Raw genomic sequence first — 16,277 nt, forward strand, 5'->3', positions numbered from 1 at the left:
CTCGTTCTATCGATACCTGGTCATGAAAATGTCAAATGTGGCTGCATTGCCAATGGGATTGCGATTGCGTAGCGAAGGTTCCGATGCCGTTCCGGCAAGCTCTTGCGCAAACGGCATTGGCAGCCTGAAAACGGTGACGCATCCGCGCGACAGACGATGCACATGTTTCGCTCAGGAAACCGGCTTTCCCTTAGACTTTCCATGCAGAAACAAGCGTCACATCCTTCTCCTCCCCCGCATCATTTTTTCGAGAGACCTTTCATGAGCTTCCTGTCGAATGTCAGAATCGGCACCCGTCTTGCCATCGGCTTCATCCTGGTATTGGCTCTTTCCGTCGCATCCACCGGTTTCGCCCTCTATCAGGCACGGCAAAGCGCCGAAGCAACCCGCCTGATGATGGAAAAACCGCTGGCCAAGGAACGCATCATTTCCGACTGGTACGTCTTCATCTATTCGGCCATCGCACGCACCGCCATGATCGCCAAAAGTACCGACGAAACACTGTCCGACGTCTTTGCCGATGTGATTGCCGACAGCACCAAGCAGGGCTCGGCGCTGCTGAAGAGCCTGGAAGCATTGCTTTCCACCGACAAGGAACGTCAACTGCTCGACCAGGTCGTCACGCAGCGCAAAATCTATCAGCGCGCGAAGGAAGACATCATGCAAGCGAAGACTTCCGGCGACAAGGCCGAAGCCGAACGCGTCTTCAGCCAGGTCTTCATGCCTGCCGCCAATGCCTATCAGGACAAGGTGAAGGAATTCCTGTCCGTCCAGCGCAAGGAAATCGACAGCATTTCCGCAGATATCGCCGCCGCTAGCCAGCGTAGCTGGAACCTGATGGTGACACTGGGTGTGCTGATGGTTCTGTTGGGTGCCGTCTGCGCTTTTGCAATCACGCGCAGCATCACGCATCCGCTGAGAGCGGCAATCGCCGTCGCCAACCGCGCGGCCGACGGCGATCTGACGGCACAAGTCGGCAAGCCGTCGAAGGATGAAATCGGCGACCTGATGCGCGCGCTGGATACGATGAACAACGGGCTCAAGAAAATCGTCATCGACGTCAAATCCGGCACCGACTTCATCAACAATGCATCGGCCGAGATCGCCAGCGGTAACCTCGATCTCTCCTCGCGCACCGAGCAGCAGGCGGCGTCGCTGGAAGAAACAGCCTCGTCGATGGAAGAACTGACGTCGACCGTCAAACAGAACGCCGAGAATGCGCAGCAGGCCAATCAGCTGGCCGTCTCCGCTTCCGAAGTCGCCGCACGCGGCGGCGCCGTCGTCAAGGAAATGATCACCACGATGGGCGCGATCGACGGCTCGTCACGCAAGATCATCGACATCATCAGCGTCATCGACGGCATTGCGTTCCAGACCAATATCCTTGCCTTGAACGCGGCGGTCGAGGCCGCACGCGCAGGGGAACAGGGACGCGGCTTCGCGGTCGTCGCCGGCGAGGTACGCAGCCTTGCCCAACGCTCGGCCACGGCTGCGAAGGAAATCAAGACGCTGATCGACGATTCGGTCAACAACGTCGATGCCGGCAGCAAGCTGGTGACCGAAGCAGGACGAACAATGGACGACGTGGTTGCCAGCATCCGTCATGTGACCGACATCATGAACGAGATCATGGCGGCCAGCCAGGAACAGAGTTCCGGCATCGAGCAGGTCAACACGGCGATCAGCCAGATGGATCAGGTCACGCAGCAGAACGCCGCGCTGGTCGAGGAAGCCGCCGCGGCATCGCAATCGCTACGTGATCAGGCCGACAGCCTGGCACAGATCGTCAGCGTGTTCAGAATCGATGCGCACGACACGGCGGCTGCCGTCGCCCGCCATGCGGCGCTGCCAGGCAAAGGCGCGTCGGCATCGCATCAGGCGATCGACTACCGGGCCGCAGCCTGACGAGGCAAACAAAAGAAATAAAAAAGGCGACCAGACGGTCGCCTTTTTTATTCTCGAACCAAGTCAGACAAAAGACAGCGTCAATCCCGGCAGCGCCACACCGGAAAACGCAGTCGACCACGTCTGCCCTGCCTTGATCGGATACGCATCGGTCAGCGTGCCGGTAGCGATCAGTTCGCCGGCCGCCAGCGGCGGAAACTGCGGCTGCGTCTTCAGCATCTGATGCAGATGCCAGACTGCATGTACCGGACTGTCCAGCACGTTGCTGCCGAAGCCTGCGCTGTGCAGCGTGGTTTCCTCGCCATCGCTGTACGACAGCGAAACGCTGACATTGGTCAGGATGTCGCCCAGATGACGCCGCGTACCGGCCGACAGCACGTGCGGCTCGCCCAAGATCAACGAGCCGTGCAGGCCGAATGCGGCAACCGCATCGGCTGCCTCGAACTTCCAGCCGGGAAACGGGCAAACGGCCAGTTCGAAACCGTGCGTCATCCATTCGATGCAATCGGCAATATCGTCGACCGTCGCATCCGCCTTGGGCGCACTGCCGAGCTTGAAGACGATTTCGGGCGCGATGCGCGGCTGCACGGCGCCTTTCAGGCTCTGCAGGCCGTGATTATTGTCCGCGTAACGGACGGTAGCGTCGTAGATGTAGGCCCAGAGCGGTGCATTGATCGGCTCGCGCGCACCGTAATTCGACGAAGTCTTGCGGTTGGCAAACGCGATCTTGCGGCCGACCGCCGTCTCGCCCTGCGCGATGCGCAGATCGGCGATGCGCCGCGCGATGTCGTAACCGTCGTCCACCGACAATTCCGCATCGCGCGTCAGGCAGGGAATCTGCCTTGCATCTGCACGCGCCGTCAGCAACTGATGCGCATATCGGTTGGCTTGGGTGGACATCAGCATGGCGGATTCTCGCGGGAATGGGTAATCGATTGTCACCGACGCAACATTTTTGCACAAGCTTGGATTGCGTCAAAGACACATTCGTTCGACAAAATCCTTGCTGTCGATGAAATAAGTTGAAGCGGAATTGCAACCGGAATGACGGCCGAAACCGCAGCCGAAATACAGATGGAAATTGCAATCGGAGGCAGACAAATCGGCACCGAAAGCCGTTGTCTGCAGATCAGAGGGAAAGAAAATTGGAGGGAAGGGCTTACTGGCCGTTCCACAAGTCGCCGGTCGGGCCGGCCTGCGGCGCCACCACACCGAAGTGCTGATAAGCCACTTGCGTGGCGACGCGGCCGCGCGGCGTGCGCTGCAGGAAACCCTGCTGGATCAGATAGGGTTCGAGCACGTCTTCAATGGTATCGCGTTCCTCGCCGATCGCTGCCGCCAGATTGTCGAGCCCGACCGGACCGCCATTGAACTTGAACAGCACCGCTTCCAGCAGCTTACGGTCCATTACGTCGAAACCGACCGGATCGACGTCCAGCATGATTAGCGCGGCATCGGCCATTTCCTTCGTAATGCGACCGCTGCCCTTCACTTCCGCATAGTCGCGCACGCGGCGCAGCAGGCGGTTGGCAATACGCGGCGTGCCGCGGCTGCGGCGTGCGATCTCGAAAGCGCCGTCGTCGTCGATCGTCGCATTCAGCAGCGCGGCGCTGCGCGAGACGATTTTCGACAATTCGGTCGGCGTGTAAAACTCGAGGCGCGCGACGATGCCGAAACGGTCGCGCAGCGGATTGGTCAGCATGCCGGCGCGCGTGGTCGCGCCGACCAGCGTGAACGGCTGCAGGTCCAGACGCACCGAACGCGCGGCCGGGCCTTCGCCGATCATGATGTCGATCTGGTAATCCTCCAGCGCCGGATACAGGATTTCCTCGACGACCGGCGACAGCCGGTGGATTTCGTCGATGAACAGCACGTCGTTGGCTTCGAGATTGGTCAGCAGCGCGGCGAGGTCGCCGGCACGTTCCAGCACCGGGCCGGAGGTCTGCCGCAGGTTGACGCCCATCTCGCGCGCGATGATGTGCGCCAGCGTGGTCTTGCCCAGTCCAGGCGGACCGAACAGCAGCGTGTGATCCAGCGCCTCGCGACGCTGGCGTGCAGCGGCGATGAAGATTTCCAGCTGCCCGCGCGCCTTCTCCTGGCCGACGTATTCGTCGAGCTGCTTGGGACGCAGCGCGCGCTCGATCGCCTCCTCGTTCGGAGACGCGGGCGTGGCCGCAATGATGCGCTGTTCGCTGAAGTCGTCGGTCTGGATGCTCATGGCTGCATTGTATCTTGGTAGCGGGTCTGAAATTGAAGTGAGAACAAGGCGCAAAGCCGCAGGCAGTACGAATCTACGAAATCTACGACAAGGCGAAGTAACGCAGTTATCGCTCCAATTTCAGATCCGCTGTCAGGCTTTCGATAAGGCTTTCAGGGCCAGCTTGATACCGTCCGACACACTGCTGCCGGCCGGCACCTGTTTCATCGCCAGCAAGGCTTCCTTGTCGGAATAACCAAGCGCCAGCAACGCGTTCAGCACGTCGGACGAGGCGTCGCCTGCTGCAGCAGAACTGCCGGCCGCACCGATGTCGGCACCGAGCTTGCCCTTCAGTTCCAGCAGCAGGCGTTCGGCCGTCTTCTTGCCGATACCGGGCACCTTGGTCAGCCTTCCCGCCTCCTGCAGCGTGATCGCCTGCGATAGATCGGCCACCGACATGCCAGACAGGATGGACAACGCAGTGCGCGCGCCGATGCCGCTGATCTTGACCAGCTCCTTGAACGTATTACGCTCCTCGCTCGTGCCGAAACCGAACAGGATGTGCGCATCCTCGCGCACCACCAGATGCGTCAGCAGCGCCACCTTTTCGTTCAGACCCGGCAGGTTGTAGAACGTGCTCATCGGCACGTTGACCTCGTAGCCGACGCCGTTGCAATCGACCAGCAGTTGCGGCGGATTTTTTTCCAGCAGGATTCCGGAAAGACGACCAATCATTGCGATGACCTTGAATGAAAAACGAAAATGATACCGGAGCGGTATCGACTTGCTATGTGATGTTCGCCTCTTTGATGTTCGCGTGTTTGCCGGTTATCCAGCCAATCAGCCGACCAGGCGACCGCCACGCACGCGCAAACCTCTTTTCGCCAGTTCCGGCGCCAGCGCGCCGAGGGAAGACAAGGCATCGCCGCTGTGCGCATGACAGATCGCCACGCCGAGCGCGTCAGCCGCGTCGGTCCCCGGCAAACCCGGCAGTTGCAACAGCCGCTGCACCATGTCCTGCACCTGCGCCTTTTGCGCCTTGCCATGGCCGGCGACCGCCTGCTTGACCTGCAGCGCCGTGTATTCCGCCACCAGCAAATCCGCATTGACCAGCGCACAGATCGCCGCGCCGCGCGCCTGCCCCAGTAGCAGCGTCGATTGCGGGTTGACGTTGACGAAGACCTGCTCGATTGCCGCGCAGTCCGGGCGATAGGTCGTGATGATCTCGGCGACACCGCCGAGGATCGTCTTCAGACGTTGCGGCAGATCGGCCTCGGCGGTCTTGATCGTGCCCGACGCGATATAGCTGAGCTTGTTGCCCTGCTTGTGGATCACGCCGAAACCGGTGGTACGCAGGCCGGGATCGATGCCGAGGATTTTCATGGAAGCAAAAATGAGAAGGAGAACGCCCACATCATAGCGGACGTTCTCCTATCCAAGGAATTTCAGATGAATCAGTGACGGAAGTGGCGCGTGCCGGTCAGCACCATCACGATGCCGTGCTCGTCGGCCGCGTCGATGACTTCCTGGTCGCGCATCGAGCCGCCCGGATGGATGACCGAGGTCGCGCCCGCTTCGACGACGACATCGAGGCCGTCGCGGAACGGGAAGAAGGCATCCGACGCCACCGCCGTGCCGACCAGCGACAGGCCGGCGTTCATCGCCTTGATAGACGCGATGCGCGCCGAATCGATGCGGCTCATCTGGCCGGCGCCGACGCCCATCGTCATGCCGTCCTTGCAGAAGACGATCGCATTCGATTTGACGAACTTGGCGACGCGCCACGCAAACATCAGTTCCTGCAACTGCTGCGGCGTCGGTTGCTTCTTCGTCACCACTTTCAGTTCGGCCAGCACAACGTTCTTCGCATCCGGCGACTGTACCAGCAGGCCGCCGCCGACGCGCTTGACGTCGTAACGGTTCACACCATCGCCCAATGGAATTTCCAGCAGGCGTACGTTCTGCTTGGCGGCGAACACCTTCTTCGCCTGCTCGCTGAACGACGGCGCGATCAGCACTTCGACAAACTGCTTGGCGACGGCTTCAGCCGCATTGCCGTCGAGTTCGCGGTTGAAGGCAATGATGCCGCCGAAGGCCGAGGTCGGATCGGTCTGCAATGCCTTGCTGTAGGCTTCCAGCGGCGTCATGCCGACGGCAACGCCGCACGGATTCGCATGCTTGATGATGACGCAGGCCGCTTCGTCGAAGGTCTTCACGCATTCCCACGCGGCGTCGGCGTCGGCGATGTTGTTGTACGACAGTTCCTTGCCCTGCAGCTGCGTGTAGTTGGCCAGCGCGCCCGGCTGCGGATTGGTCTCGCGATAGAAGGCGGCCGACTGGTGCGGATTCTCGCCGTAACGCATTTCCTGCACCTTGTCGAAATGCAGGTTCAGCGTGGCCGGATACGAGCTGCGCGTCGCATGCTGCTTGTCGGTGCCGAGCGACGTGAAATAGTTGGTGATCGCGCCATCGTATTGCGCGGTGTGCGCGAACACTTTCTTCGCCAGTGCGAACTTAGTCTCGAACGTGACTTCGCCGTCGTGCGCCTTCATCTCGGCCAGTACTTGCGCATAATCGCTCGGATCGCAGATAACGGTGACGTCCTTATGGTTCTTCGCCGACGAACGCAACATCGCCGGGCCACCAATGTCGATGTTCTCGATCGCATCTTCCAGCGAGCAGTGCTCGCGCGCAATCGTCTGCTGGAACGGATACAGGTTGACGACCACCATGTCGATCGTCGGGATGCCGTGCTGCTGCAGCGCGGCGACGTGCTCGGGAAAATCGCGGCGCGCCAGAATGCCGCCGTGCACCTTCGGATGCAGTGTCTTCACGCGGCCATCCAGCATTTCCGGAAACCCCGTGTAGTCGGCCACTTCGGTGACCTGAATACCGTTTTCAGCCAGCAGTTTCGCGGTGCCGCCGGTGGACAGGATATGGACGCCCATCCCCGACAGCGCGCGCGCGAGGTCCAGCACGCCCGTCTTGTCGGAAACAGAAATGAGAGCTTGTTTGATCATGATGAATGTCGAATGGATGAATAACGCAAGAACACGGGCCGAAGAACGTAATGACGAATGAACGTGTTGCAGACGCCGGAATTCTTGCGTTATTCGCCTTCCCGGCGCGCGGAAAGCGGATTGTTACAGCAGATCGTGTTCCTGCAGTTTCTTGCGCAGCGTGTTGCGATTGATACCCAGCATTTCTGCCGCATGCGACTGGTTGCCGTCGGCGCGCGCCATCACCGCCTCGAGGATAGGGCGCTCGACGGTGAAGATCACCATGTCATAAACGTTCGACGGCTTCTGCTCGCCCAGATCCCTGAAGTATTTTTCAAGGCTTTTTCTGACGATGTCTTGGATATTGTCTTTGCTCATCTGATCGTTGCTCGCACTTCTTTGCTGCCCGACGGGCCGGAAATAGGAATGTCTTTCAGCTTGCCTGCAGTCAGGCAGCCAGCTTTTCTTCGGCCGGCCGATATTGTAACCGCTCGCCCTGCGCCGCCTGCAATTCGAAGAAGGCGTCGACCGCATCCAGCTGCTCCGCGCAATCCTCAATGCGGTTCATCTGCCGGCGAAACGCTTCGCCGCCTTCCAGGTCGCGCACGTACCAGCCGATATGCTTGCGCGCAGTGCGCACGCCGAGATAATCGCCATAAAACGCGTAATGCGCGCGCAGGTGTTCGTGCATCAGTGCGCGCACTTCCGTGACTTTCGGCGATGGCAGATACGTGCCGGTGCGCAGGTAATGATCGATCTCGCGGAATATCCACGGACGTCCCTGTGCCGCGCGGCCGATCATCACGGCATCGGCGCCGGTGAGGCGCAACACCTCGCGCGCCTTTTCCGGTGTCGTGATGTCACCATTGGCAACGACGGGAATCGACACAGCCGTCTTCACCGCCGCAATCGTCTCGTATTCCGCCTCGCCGCTGTAACCGTCGGCGCGCGTGCGGCCGTGCAGCGTCAGCATTGCAATGCCGCTCAGCTCGGCAATGCGTGCAATCTGCAGCGCATTCTTGTGCGCGCGATCCCAGCCGGTGCGGAATTTCAGCGTGACCGGCACGTCGACCGCGACCACCACCGCTTCCAGAATTTGTGCGACCAGCCTCTCGTGCTGCAGCAGCGCGGAACCGCACCACGCATTGCAGACTTTCTTGACCGGGCAGCCCATGTTGATGTCGATGATCTGCGCACCGCGCGCAACATTGAATTTCGCGCACTCGGCCAGCATCGCCGGATCGGCGCCGGCGATCTGCACCGCCTTGGGCTCCATCTCGCCTTCGTGGTTGATGCGGCGCGCGGACTTTTCCGACGCCCACAGGCGCGGATTCGATGCCGCCATTTCCGACACCGCATAGCCGGCGCCAAGCTGCTTGCACAATTGACGGAAAGGCCGATCCGTCACTCCGGCCATCGGAGCGACGAAGACATTGTTCACCAGGGAATACGGGCCGATCTTCACGTGCGCGACTGCCTGCGGAAGGGTTGGGGAAAAGCGGCTATTTTAGCTGCATCCGCGTGCACCGCCGAGCCGTATTGCGTAAAAAACAGGCAAACGTTGCCTGCACGGCAACGGATTGTCGCCAATCATGGGATGGCCACGGTCCGCTTGCAGCAGAAACACTATTGCAGATGATCGATTTCGTCGAGCGAAGCGTTTGCCAGATGTGAAACGTCCGCCCATTTGATGATGCGGAAATCGCGCCCGTCCCAGCTGACGCGATTGATGCTGGCGTTCAGCACGTCGAAATTGCGCGGCAGTTCGCTTGCCATGCCGGTGGCGCGGCGATAGATGGTGTCCAGCACGCCGCCGTGTGTGACGAGCACGATGCGCTTGCGCCCGGGATGGCTCGCCAGGCGCTCGATGCAGTCGACCGTGCGCTGCATGAATTCGCGCAAGGTTTCTGCATGGAACTCGCCGCTCGGATAGCGCGCATCGACGTCGCGCCGCTGCCAGGCTGCGTAATCGTCCGGATAGCGCGCGTTGATTTCAGGATGCACCAGCCCTTCGAATGCGCCGAAGCAGCGTTCGCGCAAACCCTTTTCCAGCAGCACATCCATGCCGCGCGGCACCGCGATCGCCTGCGCTGTGTGCAGCGCGCGCTGCAAGTCGCTGGAATAGATGGCATCGATCGATTCGTCGAGCAGGCAGCGCCCCAGCGCCAGCGCCTGCCGCAGTCCTTCGCGATTCAACGTAATGTCGCGATGTCCCTGCAGGCGCTTCTCGACATTCCATTCGGTCTCGCCGTGACGGATCAGCAGGAGTTCGATCACGCTTTGCTTCCCGTGGCAGGTACGGAGGGATTCAGCGAATACCAGCCGGTCAGCGATGCCTCGGCCAGTACATGACCGGCGATGGCTTCGCGCGCCTGTGCGCCGGTAAAGCGGCCGTGTACGGGCAGCGAAGCAACATCCAGCGCATACAGCGTGAACGTATAACGATGCGCGATCGCATCGTTCCACGGCGGACACGGACCGTCGTAGCCGAAGTAGTCGCCCGACATATCCTTGTCCTGCGAGAACCAGCCGGTGTAATCGTTGACGCCATGACGCACGCCGGCAATCGGCGAATCTGCAATGGCCGGACCGCCCTTGCCGCGCGGCGTGATGCTGTCGGAAAATGCACCGGCCGCAATCGCATTCACGGACGACGGCAGATCGACCAGCGTCCAGTGGAAGAAATCGACGCGCGGCAGATCGGCCGGCACGGTCTTGCCTTCCTGATTGACGTCGTCGCCACGCGAAGGCACGTCGGGATCATGCACGATCAGTGCAAACGATTTGGCGTCCGCAGGTGCATCGCTCCATGCCAGGTGAGGATTACGGTTGGAAGACATGGCGACATGCGTTGCCGGATCGATGACGCAAAAGGCAAATTCGCCCGGAATCGCTGCGCCGTCGTTGAAGGAATCGCTCCACAGTTTCATCATGTCCTCGTCTCGTTCGTGTTGGCGCATTGTAACGGGATTGCCGCAAACGATCAGCCGGGGCGCCCCTCGCCCGGCCGGATCTGCAGCCAGAACGTCACCGGCCCGTCATTGGTCAGCGATACCTGCATGTCCGCGCCGAAACGGCCAGTCGCGACCGTCGCATGCGTATGTGCGTCATGCGCTAGCTGGACGAAGCGATCGAACAATGCGCGCGCTTCGTCGGGTGGCGCAGCCGGCGTGAACGACGGCCGCGTGCCGGAACGCGTATCGGCCGCCAGCGTAAACTGCGGCACCAGCAGCAGGCCTCCACCGATGTCGGCGACGCTGCGGTTCATCCTGCCGGCGTCATCGGCGAATACACGATATGACAGCAGCTTGGCCAGCAACGCAGCCGCTTCCTTTTCAGTATCGTCGCGCTCGGCGCAGAGCAGCACCATCAAACCTGCGCCGATTTCGCCGACGGTTTCACCGGCGACCGTGACGCGCGCCTGCGTCACCCGCTGCAGCAATGCGATCATGCGGCTCTACCTGCGATCAAGACGACATCAAGCCAACGTCACGCGCGCGAACTTGCGCTTGCCGACCTGCACCACGCAGGTGCCGGCATCCACCTTCAATGCCTTGTCACTGACGACGGTGCCGTCGATACGTACACCGCCCTGCTCGACCATGCGCAGCGCTTCCGATGTCGACGCGCACAGATTGGCCTGCTTCAGCAATTGACCGATGCCGATCGGTGCACCGCTCAGCGAGACTTCCGGAATATCGTCCGGGATGCCGCCCTTGGCACGGTTGTTGAAATCGTCCAGTGCGCCGTCGGCTGCCTGCGCCGAATGGAAACGCGCGACGATTTCCTTCGCCAGCAGCACCTTGATGTCGCGCGGATTGCGGCCGCCTTCGACTTCGCTGCGGAATTGTGTGATCTCGCCCAACGAACGGAACGACAGCAGCTCGTAGTAGCGCCACATCATCACGTCGGAAATGCTCATCACCTTGGCGAACATCGTGTTCGCCGGCTCGGTGATACCGATGTAGTTGCCTTTCGACTTCGACATCTTCTCGACGCCGTCCAGGCCTTCCAGCAGCGGCATTGTCAGGATGCACTGCTGCTCCTGGCCGTAGCTCTTCTGCAATTCGCGGCCGACCAGCAGATTGAACTTCTGATCGGTGCCGCCGAGTTCCAGATCGGATTTCAGCGCGACCGAATCGTAGCCCTGCATCAGCGGATACAGAAATTCGTGCAGCGAGATCGGTGTGTTCGAATGGAAACGCTTGGTGAAATCCTCACGCTCGAGGATGCGCGCCACCGTGTACTTGGCCGCCAGCTCGATCATGCCGCGCGCGCCCAATGGATCGCACCATTCGGAGTTGTAACGGATCTCGGTGCGCTGCGGATCGAGCACCAGGCTTGCCTGCGCGAAATAGGTCTTCGCGTTCTCTTCGATCTGCTCTCTGGTCAGCGGCGGCCGCGTGGCGTTGCGGCCCGACGGATCGCCGATCATCGACGTGAAATCGCCAATCAGGAAGATCACCTGATGGCCCAGATCCTGCAACTGGCGCAGCTTGTTCAGCACCACTGTGTGTCCCAGGTGCAAGTCGGGTGCGGTCGGGTCCAGTCCTAGTTTAATGCGTAGCGGCTTGCCGCTCTGCTCGGAGCGCGCCAGTTTCTGCGCGAATTCAGATTCGATCAGCAGTTCCTCGACGCCGCGTTTCGCGACCGCCAGGGCCTCCTGCACGGAATCGGAAAGCGGAAGCGCCGCGGCGCTGGATGGGGATGAAGCGTCCATGTCGAGAAAATTGTAAGAAAAAGAGAAAAAGCGGGGAAAAGGGGTGTAGGAAAAGCAGAAGCGCCGGTACAATGCCCGTTTATTTAAATCCGCAAAATCCTTTATTTAACCTTGCCGTCCCGAATCTGATAAAAGCAACAAGATAGAAACCGACAAGCGGCTGATTTTAACTTATTGCATGTTGACATTGAACAGATTCCTGAGCGCCGCCTCAGCAGGAAAGAAGCTCCTTCTCGGTTCATCGCGTAAAACCCGCATCGTTTCCGCCTCCGCATTGCTTTTGGCCCTGTGCGCTTTTGGCGCGGCCGGCGTCGCCCCAATGGCGCCTGATGCGGACGACCTCCCGATCAAGTCCATCACGCGCGAATTGCAACTTCCACAACTGTCCGAACAGATCGCGGCACTGGACGAAAGCAATCAGCATTACATCAATGAAGAGCGCGTGCGCTACGGCGATACGCTGGGCACACTGCTTGATCGTCTCGGCGTCGACGACAACGATGCCCTCAGCTTCATCAAGTCCGATCCGACCGCTCGCAACCTGCTGAGCCTGAAGGCCGGCAAGCGTGTGCAGGCGCAGACCGACCAGAACGGCGCACTGACCCGCCTCAGCAGCATGATCATGGACGGCCGCGATGGCAAGGTACGCAACATCGTCATCACGCGCGACGGCGACAAGTTCACCTCGACCGATACGCCGGGCGCACTGGAGCGCCGTGTCGAAATGCGCACCGGCACCATCCGCTCGTCACTATTCGCCGCCACCGATGCCGCACAGATTCCCGACAACGTCGCCATGCAGATCGTCGACATGTTCTCGACCGACATCGACTTCGGTTCCGACCTGCGTCGCGGCGACCGCTTCAATGTTGTCTACGAAACATTCTGGATGAACGGCGAGTTCGTCTATTCCGGCCGCGTGCTGGCCGGCGAATTCATGAACGGCCCGTCGACCTATCAGGCTGTCTGGTTCGAGGAGCCAGGCAAGAGCGGTGGCTACTACAGCTTCGACGGCAAGTCGCTGAAGAAGGCCTTCCTCAAGTCGCCGCTGCAGTTCACGCGTATTTCGTCGGGCTTCTCGATGCGCCGCCATCCGATTTCCGGCAAATGGAAAGCCCACAAGGGTGTTGATTTCGCCGCAGCCACCGGCACGCCGATCCGCGCCTCCGGCGACGGCACGATCACCTTCGTCGGCCAGCAGCGCGGCTACGGCAACGTGATCATGATCAAGCACTGGTCCAACTATTCGACCGTCTATGGCCACATGAGCCGTTTTGCGAAGGGCATCCGCAACGGCATGAAGGTTTCGCAAGGCGATCTGATCGGCTATGTCGGCATGACCGGCTGGGCGACCGGCCCGCATCTGCACTATGAATTCCGCGTTGACAACGTGCCGCGCGATCCGCTGAAGATCAACATTCCGAATGCACAGCCGCTGGTCGCATCGCAAATGCAGCGCTTCCGCGCCGTCGCTTCGGACATGTCGCACCGCTTCGCGCTGCTGACGCCGAACAACGAGAGCGTGCAACTGGCCGCCGCAAAGTAATTCTTTCCGCCGCCGATGGGTGGCCTTCAACCGTTCCTCTGGTGTAGAGTGACTGCACTTTTCTCCAGACGAACGGTTTTTTCATGTCTTTTTTCCCGCAACAAAACGACACGGGCAACGTGTCTCTCTACATCGGTCTGATGTCCGGCACCAGCCTTGACGGCGTCGACGGCGCCCTCGCCGCATTCGGCGAAGACGGCACACTGCGCGAAACGCTCGCCAGCGCACACGTTCCCTTTCCCGACGACCTGCGCGCAGAACTAATGGCCTTGCAGGAAAGCGGCACCGACGAAATTCATCGCGAGGCACTGGCCGCCAACCGCCTCGTCGAACATTACGCCGAATGCGTCGCGGCATTGCTGCAGCAATCGCAGACGTCGATGCAGCAGGTCACGGCCATCGGCGTGCATGGCCAGACGATCCGCCATCGCCCCGATGCCGGCTATACGCGCCAAACCAACAATCCGGCGCTGCTGGCCGAGCTGACCGGCATCGACGTGATCGCCGATTTCCGCAGCCGCGACATCGCCGCGCACGGACAGGGCGCGCCGCTGGCACCGGGCTTTCATTACGCGATGTTTTCCAGCCGCGAAGAAGATCGTGTGGTCGTCAATATCGGCGGCATCGCCAACATCAGCGTATTGCCGAGCCGCTTCAACGTACCGGCCATCGGTTTCGACACCGGCCCCGGCAATGTGCTGCTAGATGCCTGGATCGCGCAGCACAACGGGCAACCGTACGATGCCGGCGGCGAATGGGCGAAGACCGGCAAGGTCAATCCCAAGCTGCTAGCCACGCTGCGCGACGAAGCGTTTCTGTCCGCGACGCCGCCCAAGAGCACGGGCCGCGATCTGTTCCACCCCGCCTGGCTGGCTGCCAAGCTCGAAGCCTTTCCCGGTATCGCCAGCGCCGACGTACAGGCGACGCTGACCGTGTTCACGGCAACCACGATTGCCGATGCGATCAAGCAATACGCACCGACGACGAAGGCCGTCTACGTCTGCGGCGGCGGCGCCTACAACACCTATCTGATGACGCTGATCTATTTCTCGCTGAAGCTGCATCAGCCGGATATCGTCGTCGAATCGACGGCAGCGCTCGGCATTCCGCCGAACCAGATCGAAGCTCTGGCCTTTGCTTGGCTGGCGCAACGTTTCGATGCGCGCGAACCGGGCAACATGCCGGCCGTGACCGGCGCGGAAGGTCTGCGCGTGCTGGGAGCGCTCTATCCCGCCTGAGTGAGTGCGCCCAAACGTCCGCGAAAGTCGACGTACAAACAAAAAGCGCAGCCTAAGCTGCGCTTTTTGTTTAGGACGGAGGAGCGATCAGACCGAGAACGAGGAACCGCAACCGCAAGTCGTCGTCGCGTTCGGATTCTTGATCACGAACTGCGCACCTTCCAGATCGTCCTTGTAGTCGATCTCGGCGCCGACCAGATACTGATAGCTCATCGGGTCGATCAGCAATTGGACGCCATTCTTCGTCATGGTCGTATCGTCTTCGTTGACGATCTCGTCGAACGTAAAGCCATACTGGAAGCCCGAGCATCCGCCGCCTTGCACGAAAACGCGCAGCTTCAGGTCCGGATTACCCTCTTCCTCGATCAGTTCGGCTACCTTGGCCGCAGCGCTGTCGCTGAAGTTGATCGGGGACGGCATTTCTGCGATTGCATTCATTTCATACTCCTGCTGGAATTCGTTACTTCCCATTATAGACGCTGGCCGGATTTCACGTATTGTTGGCCGCCAGCGCAGGAACGGTCGCCAGTTTCAGCAACGGTTCTTCCGAGGCTTCATGCGTCAGTTTGCCGGAAACGACTGCACCGCCGTGCATTTCCAGCGCCTTGTAATACACATCACCGGTTATGCGGGCTTTCGGCTGTAATTCAAGCAGTTCGGACGAAACGACCGGGCCGACGATCTCGCCGTTGACCAGCAGGTGCGCAACGCGTACTTCGCCTTCTACCTTGGCATGTTCGGAAATGACCAGCATGCTGGTTTCGTCCGCATCGGCGATCACATCGCCTTTCACATGACCATCGATCCGCAAACCGCCCTTGAAATGCACGTTTCCGGAAATCTTCGTTTCGGCGCCAATCAGGCTATCGATCGTACTTTTGGTTTTACGGCCAAACATGATGACGCTCCTTTTACAGATTTTCGGATTGCTGCGCGCGTACGGCGCCCTTTTCAAGAACCTTTACCTGGACTGACTTGACGGTCGCACCCTCGGGAATATCGAGTACGCCTTCGACGCGTTGATAATGCTTGAATGACAGCTTGTAGGATGCTGCCGCCTCCGGTTTTGGGAGGGTCATCATAGCATTTTTGCCGTTCTGGAACAGCGTCAAAACAAGCTGATAACTCCCGACGAAATCGTTGACTGTCGTCCTGCCGCCTTGCATTAACAACAAGCGATAACGCAATTGCCGCGGCTCAACCATTTCCACCCTGAAACTGCGGATGGCCACGCCGTGCGCACCGGCCGGCAGCAGCCCTTCGAAGAAGGACAGGTCATCCTTCAACTTGCCGTTCTCATCCTGTAGCGACTTGATCTGCTCGGTCAGTTGCGCCTGAAAGGCATGTTCGATGTTCAGGCGGCTTTCCGCCGCATTCACCGTCGCCTGGAAGCGATCGCGCTCCGCTGTCACCTGCTGCAACTGCTCGCGCAATGATGACAATTGCGCCTTGGTCGCACCCGGATTGAACCCTGTGAAATTGCGCCCCGTGTCGTAAGCCCACATCGCGATCGCACCGCCCAGCCCGACGACGATGGCGATGAACACGGCGCGCAGCGGCCATGGCAGATGATTCCTGATCGTCATCCGCGGCGCGGCGACCGACCAGCGCTGCAGCCACCGCTTGCGCTGCAGCGACTTGAATACCGGCTTCGGCTGCTTGCGTGCCATCT

At 60.4% G+C, this 16,277-nt stretch carries 17 protein-coding genes; 3 read left to right on the forward strand and 14 right to left on the reverse strand.

Features of this window, described 5'->3' with window-relative positions:
- The first annotated feature begins 261 nt into the window (after positions 1–261).
- On the forward strand, positions 262–1,905 hold the full coding sequence (locus ACO1VH_RS04890) for a methyl-accepting chemotaxis protein (protein WP_486243019.1): 1,644 nt from the start codon (positions 262–264) through the stop codon (positions 1,903–1,905).
- Between the two features lie 63 nt (positions 1,906–1,968).
- Here ACO1VH_RS04890 and ACO1VH_RS04895 read toward each other — a convergent pair whose 3' ends face one another.
- The 11 genes from ACO1VH_RS04895 to tyrS form a co-directional block, all read right to left on the reverse strand.
- Positions 1,969–2,811, reverse strand: coding sequence for a 2-keto-4-pentenoate hydratase (locus ACO1VH_RS04895; protein WP_486243021.1), 843 nt, complete (start codon positions 2,809–2,811; stop codon positions 1,969–1,971).
- Positions 2,812–3,064: 253 nt separating this feature from the next.
- A complete protein-coding gene (gene ruvB, locus ACO1VH_RS04900) occupies positions 3,065–4,123 on the reverse strand; it encodes a Holliday junction branch migration DNA helicase RuvB (protein WP_486243023.1) in 1,059 nt (352 codons plus the stop codon).
- A 132-nt stretch (positions 4,124–4,255) separates the two neighbouring features.
- On the reverse strand, positions 4,256–4,837 hold the full coding sequence (gene ruvA, locus ACO1VH_RS04905) for a Holliday junction branch migration protein RuvA (protein ID WP_486243025.1): 582 nt from the start codon (positions 4,835–4,837) through the stop codon (positions 4,256–4,258).
- A gap of 105 nt (positions 4,838–4,942) precedes the next feature.
- Positions 4,943–5,485 (reverse strand): crossover junction endodeoxyribonuclease RuvC, encoded by a 543-nt coding sequence (ruvC, locus tag ACO1VH_RS04910; protein WP_486243027.1) that lies wholly within the window; start codon positions 5,483–5,485, stop codon positions 4,943–4,945.
- A 71-nt stretch (positions 5,486–5,556) separates the two neighbouring features.
- Entirely contained in the window at positions 5,557–7,122 is a 1,566-nt protein-coding gene (purH, locus tag ACO1VH_RS04915; RefSeq protein WP_486243029.1) for a bifunctional phosphoribosylaminoimidazolecarboxamide formyltransferase/IMP cyclohydrolase, read from the reverse strand.
- 123 nt (positions 7,123–7,245) lie between these two features.
- Positions 7,246–7,479 carry a Fis family transcriptional regulator gene (locus tag ACO1VH_RS04920; RefSeq protein ID WP_486243031.1) on the reverse strand — a complete coding sequence of 78 codons (234 nt, stop codon included), beginning with the start codon at positions 7,477–7,479 and terminating at the stop codon, positions 7,246–7,248.
- Between the two features lie 70 nt (positions 7,480–7,549).
- A complete protein-coding gene (gene dusB / locus ACO1VH_RS04925; RefSeq protein ID WP_486243033.1) occupies positions 7,550–8,566 on the reverse strand; it encodes a tRNA dihydrouridine synthase DusB in 1,017 nt (338 codons plus the stop codon).
- A 161-nt stretch (positions 8,567–8,727) separates the two neighbouring features.
- Positions 8,728–9,378, reverse strand: a complete 651-nt coding sequence (locus ACO1VH_RS04930; RefSeq protein ID WP_486243035.1) for a histidine phosphatase family protein — start codon at positions 9,376–9,378, stop codon at positions 8,728–8,730.
- A complete protein-coding gene (locus ACO1VH_RS04935) occupies positions 9,375–10,031 on the reverse strand; it encodes a YbhB/YbcL family Raf kinase inhibitor-like protein (RefSeq protein WP_486243108.1) in 657 nt (218 codons plus the stop codon). Before ACO1VH_RS04935 ends, ACO1VH_RS04930 begins: the two co-directional genes overlap by 4 nt.
- A 53-nt stretch (positions 10,032–10,084) precedes the next feature.
- Positions 10,085–10,552 (reverse strand): D-aminoacyl-tRNA deacylase, encoded by a 468-nt coding sequence (gene dtd / locus ACO1VH_RS04940; RefSeq protein ID WP_486243037.1) that lies wholly within the window; start codon positions 10,550–10,552, stop codon positions 10,085–10,087.
- Between the two features lie 27 nt (positions 10,553–10,579).
- Positions 10,580–11,821 carry a tyrosine--tRNA ligase gene (gene tyrS / locus ACO1VH_RS04945; RefSeq protein ID WP_486243038.1) on the reverse strand — a complete coding sequence of 414 codons (1,242 nt, stop codon included), beginning with the start codon at positions 11,819–11,821 and terminating at the stop codon, positions 10,580–10,582.
- Between the two features lie 178 nt (positions 11,822–11,999).
- On the opposite strand from tyrS, the gene ACO1VH_RS04950 reads away from it, so the two are divergent.
- Both ACO1VH_RS04950 and ACO1VH_RS04955 read left to right on the forward strand, forming a co-directional pair.
- On the forward strand, positions 12,000–13,367 hold the full coding sequence (locus ACO1VH_RS04950; protein ID WP_486243040.1) for a peptidoglycan DD-metalloendopeptidase family protein: 1,368 nt from the start codon (positions 12,000–12,002) through the stop codon (positions 13,365–13,367).
- Between the two features lie 83 nt (positions 13,368–13,450).
- Positions 13,451–14,605, forward strand: coding sequence for an anhydro-N-acetylmuramic acid kinase (locus ACO1VH_RS04955; RefSeq protein ID WP_486243042.1), 1,155 nt, complete (start codon positions 13,451–13,453; stop codon positions 14,603–14,605).
- An 87-nt stretch (positions 14,606–14,692) separates the two neighbouring features.
- Here ACO1VH_RS04955 and erpA read toward each other — a convergent pair whose 3' ends face one another.
- From erpA to ACO1VH_RS04970, 3 genes are read right to left on the reverse strand one after another with little or no spacing between them, the layout of a single operon-like run.
- A complete protein-coding gene (gene erpA / locus ACO1VH_RS04960; RefSeq protein ID WP_486243044.1) occupies positions 14,693–15,043 on the reverse strand; it encodes an iron-sulfur cluster insertion protein ErpA in 351 nt (116 codons plus the stop codon).
- A gap of 52 nt (positions 15,044–15,095) precedes the next feature.
- Positions 15,096–15,503, reverse strand: a complete 408-nt coding sequence (locus ACO1VH_RS04965; RefSeq protein WP_486243046.1) for a bactofilin family protein — start codon at positions 15,501–15,503, stop codon at positions 15,096–15,098.
- Positions 15,504–15,516: 13 nt separating this feature from the next.
- Positions 15,517–16,275, reverse strand: coding sequence for a DUF6776 family protein (locus ACO1VH_RS04970; RefSeq protein WP_486243048.1), 759 nt, complete (start codon positions 16,273–16,275; stop codon positions 15,517–15,519).
- Between the last annotated feature and the right edge of the window lie 2 nt (positions 16,276–16,277).

The organism is Oxalicibacterium sp., from assembly GCF_057353965.1.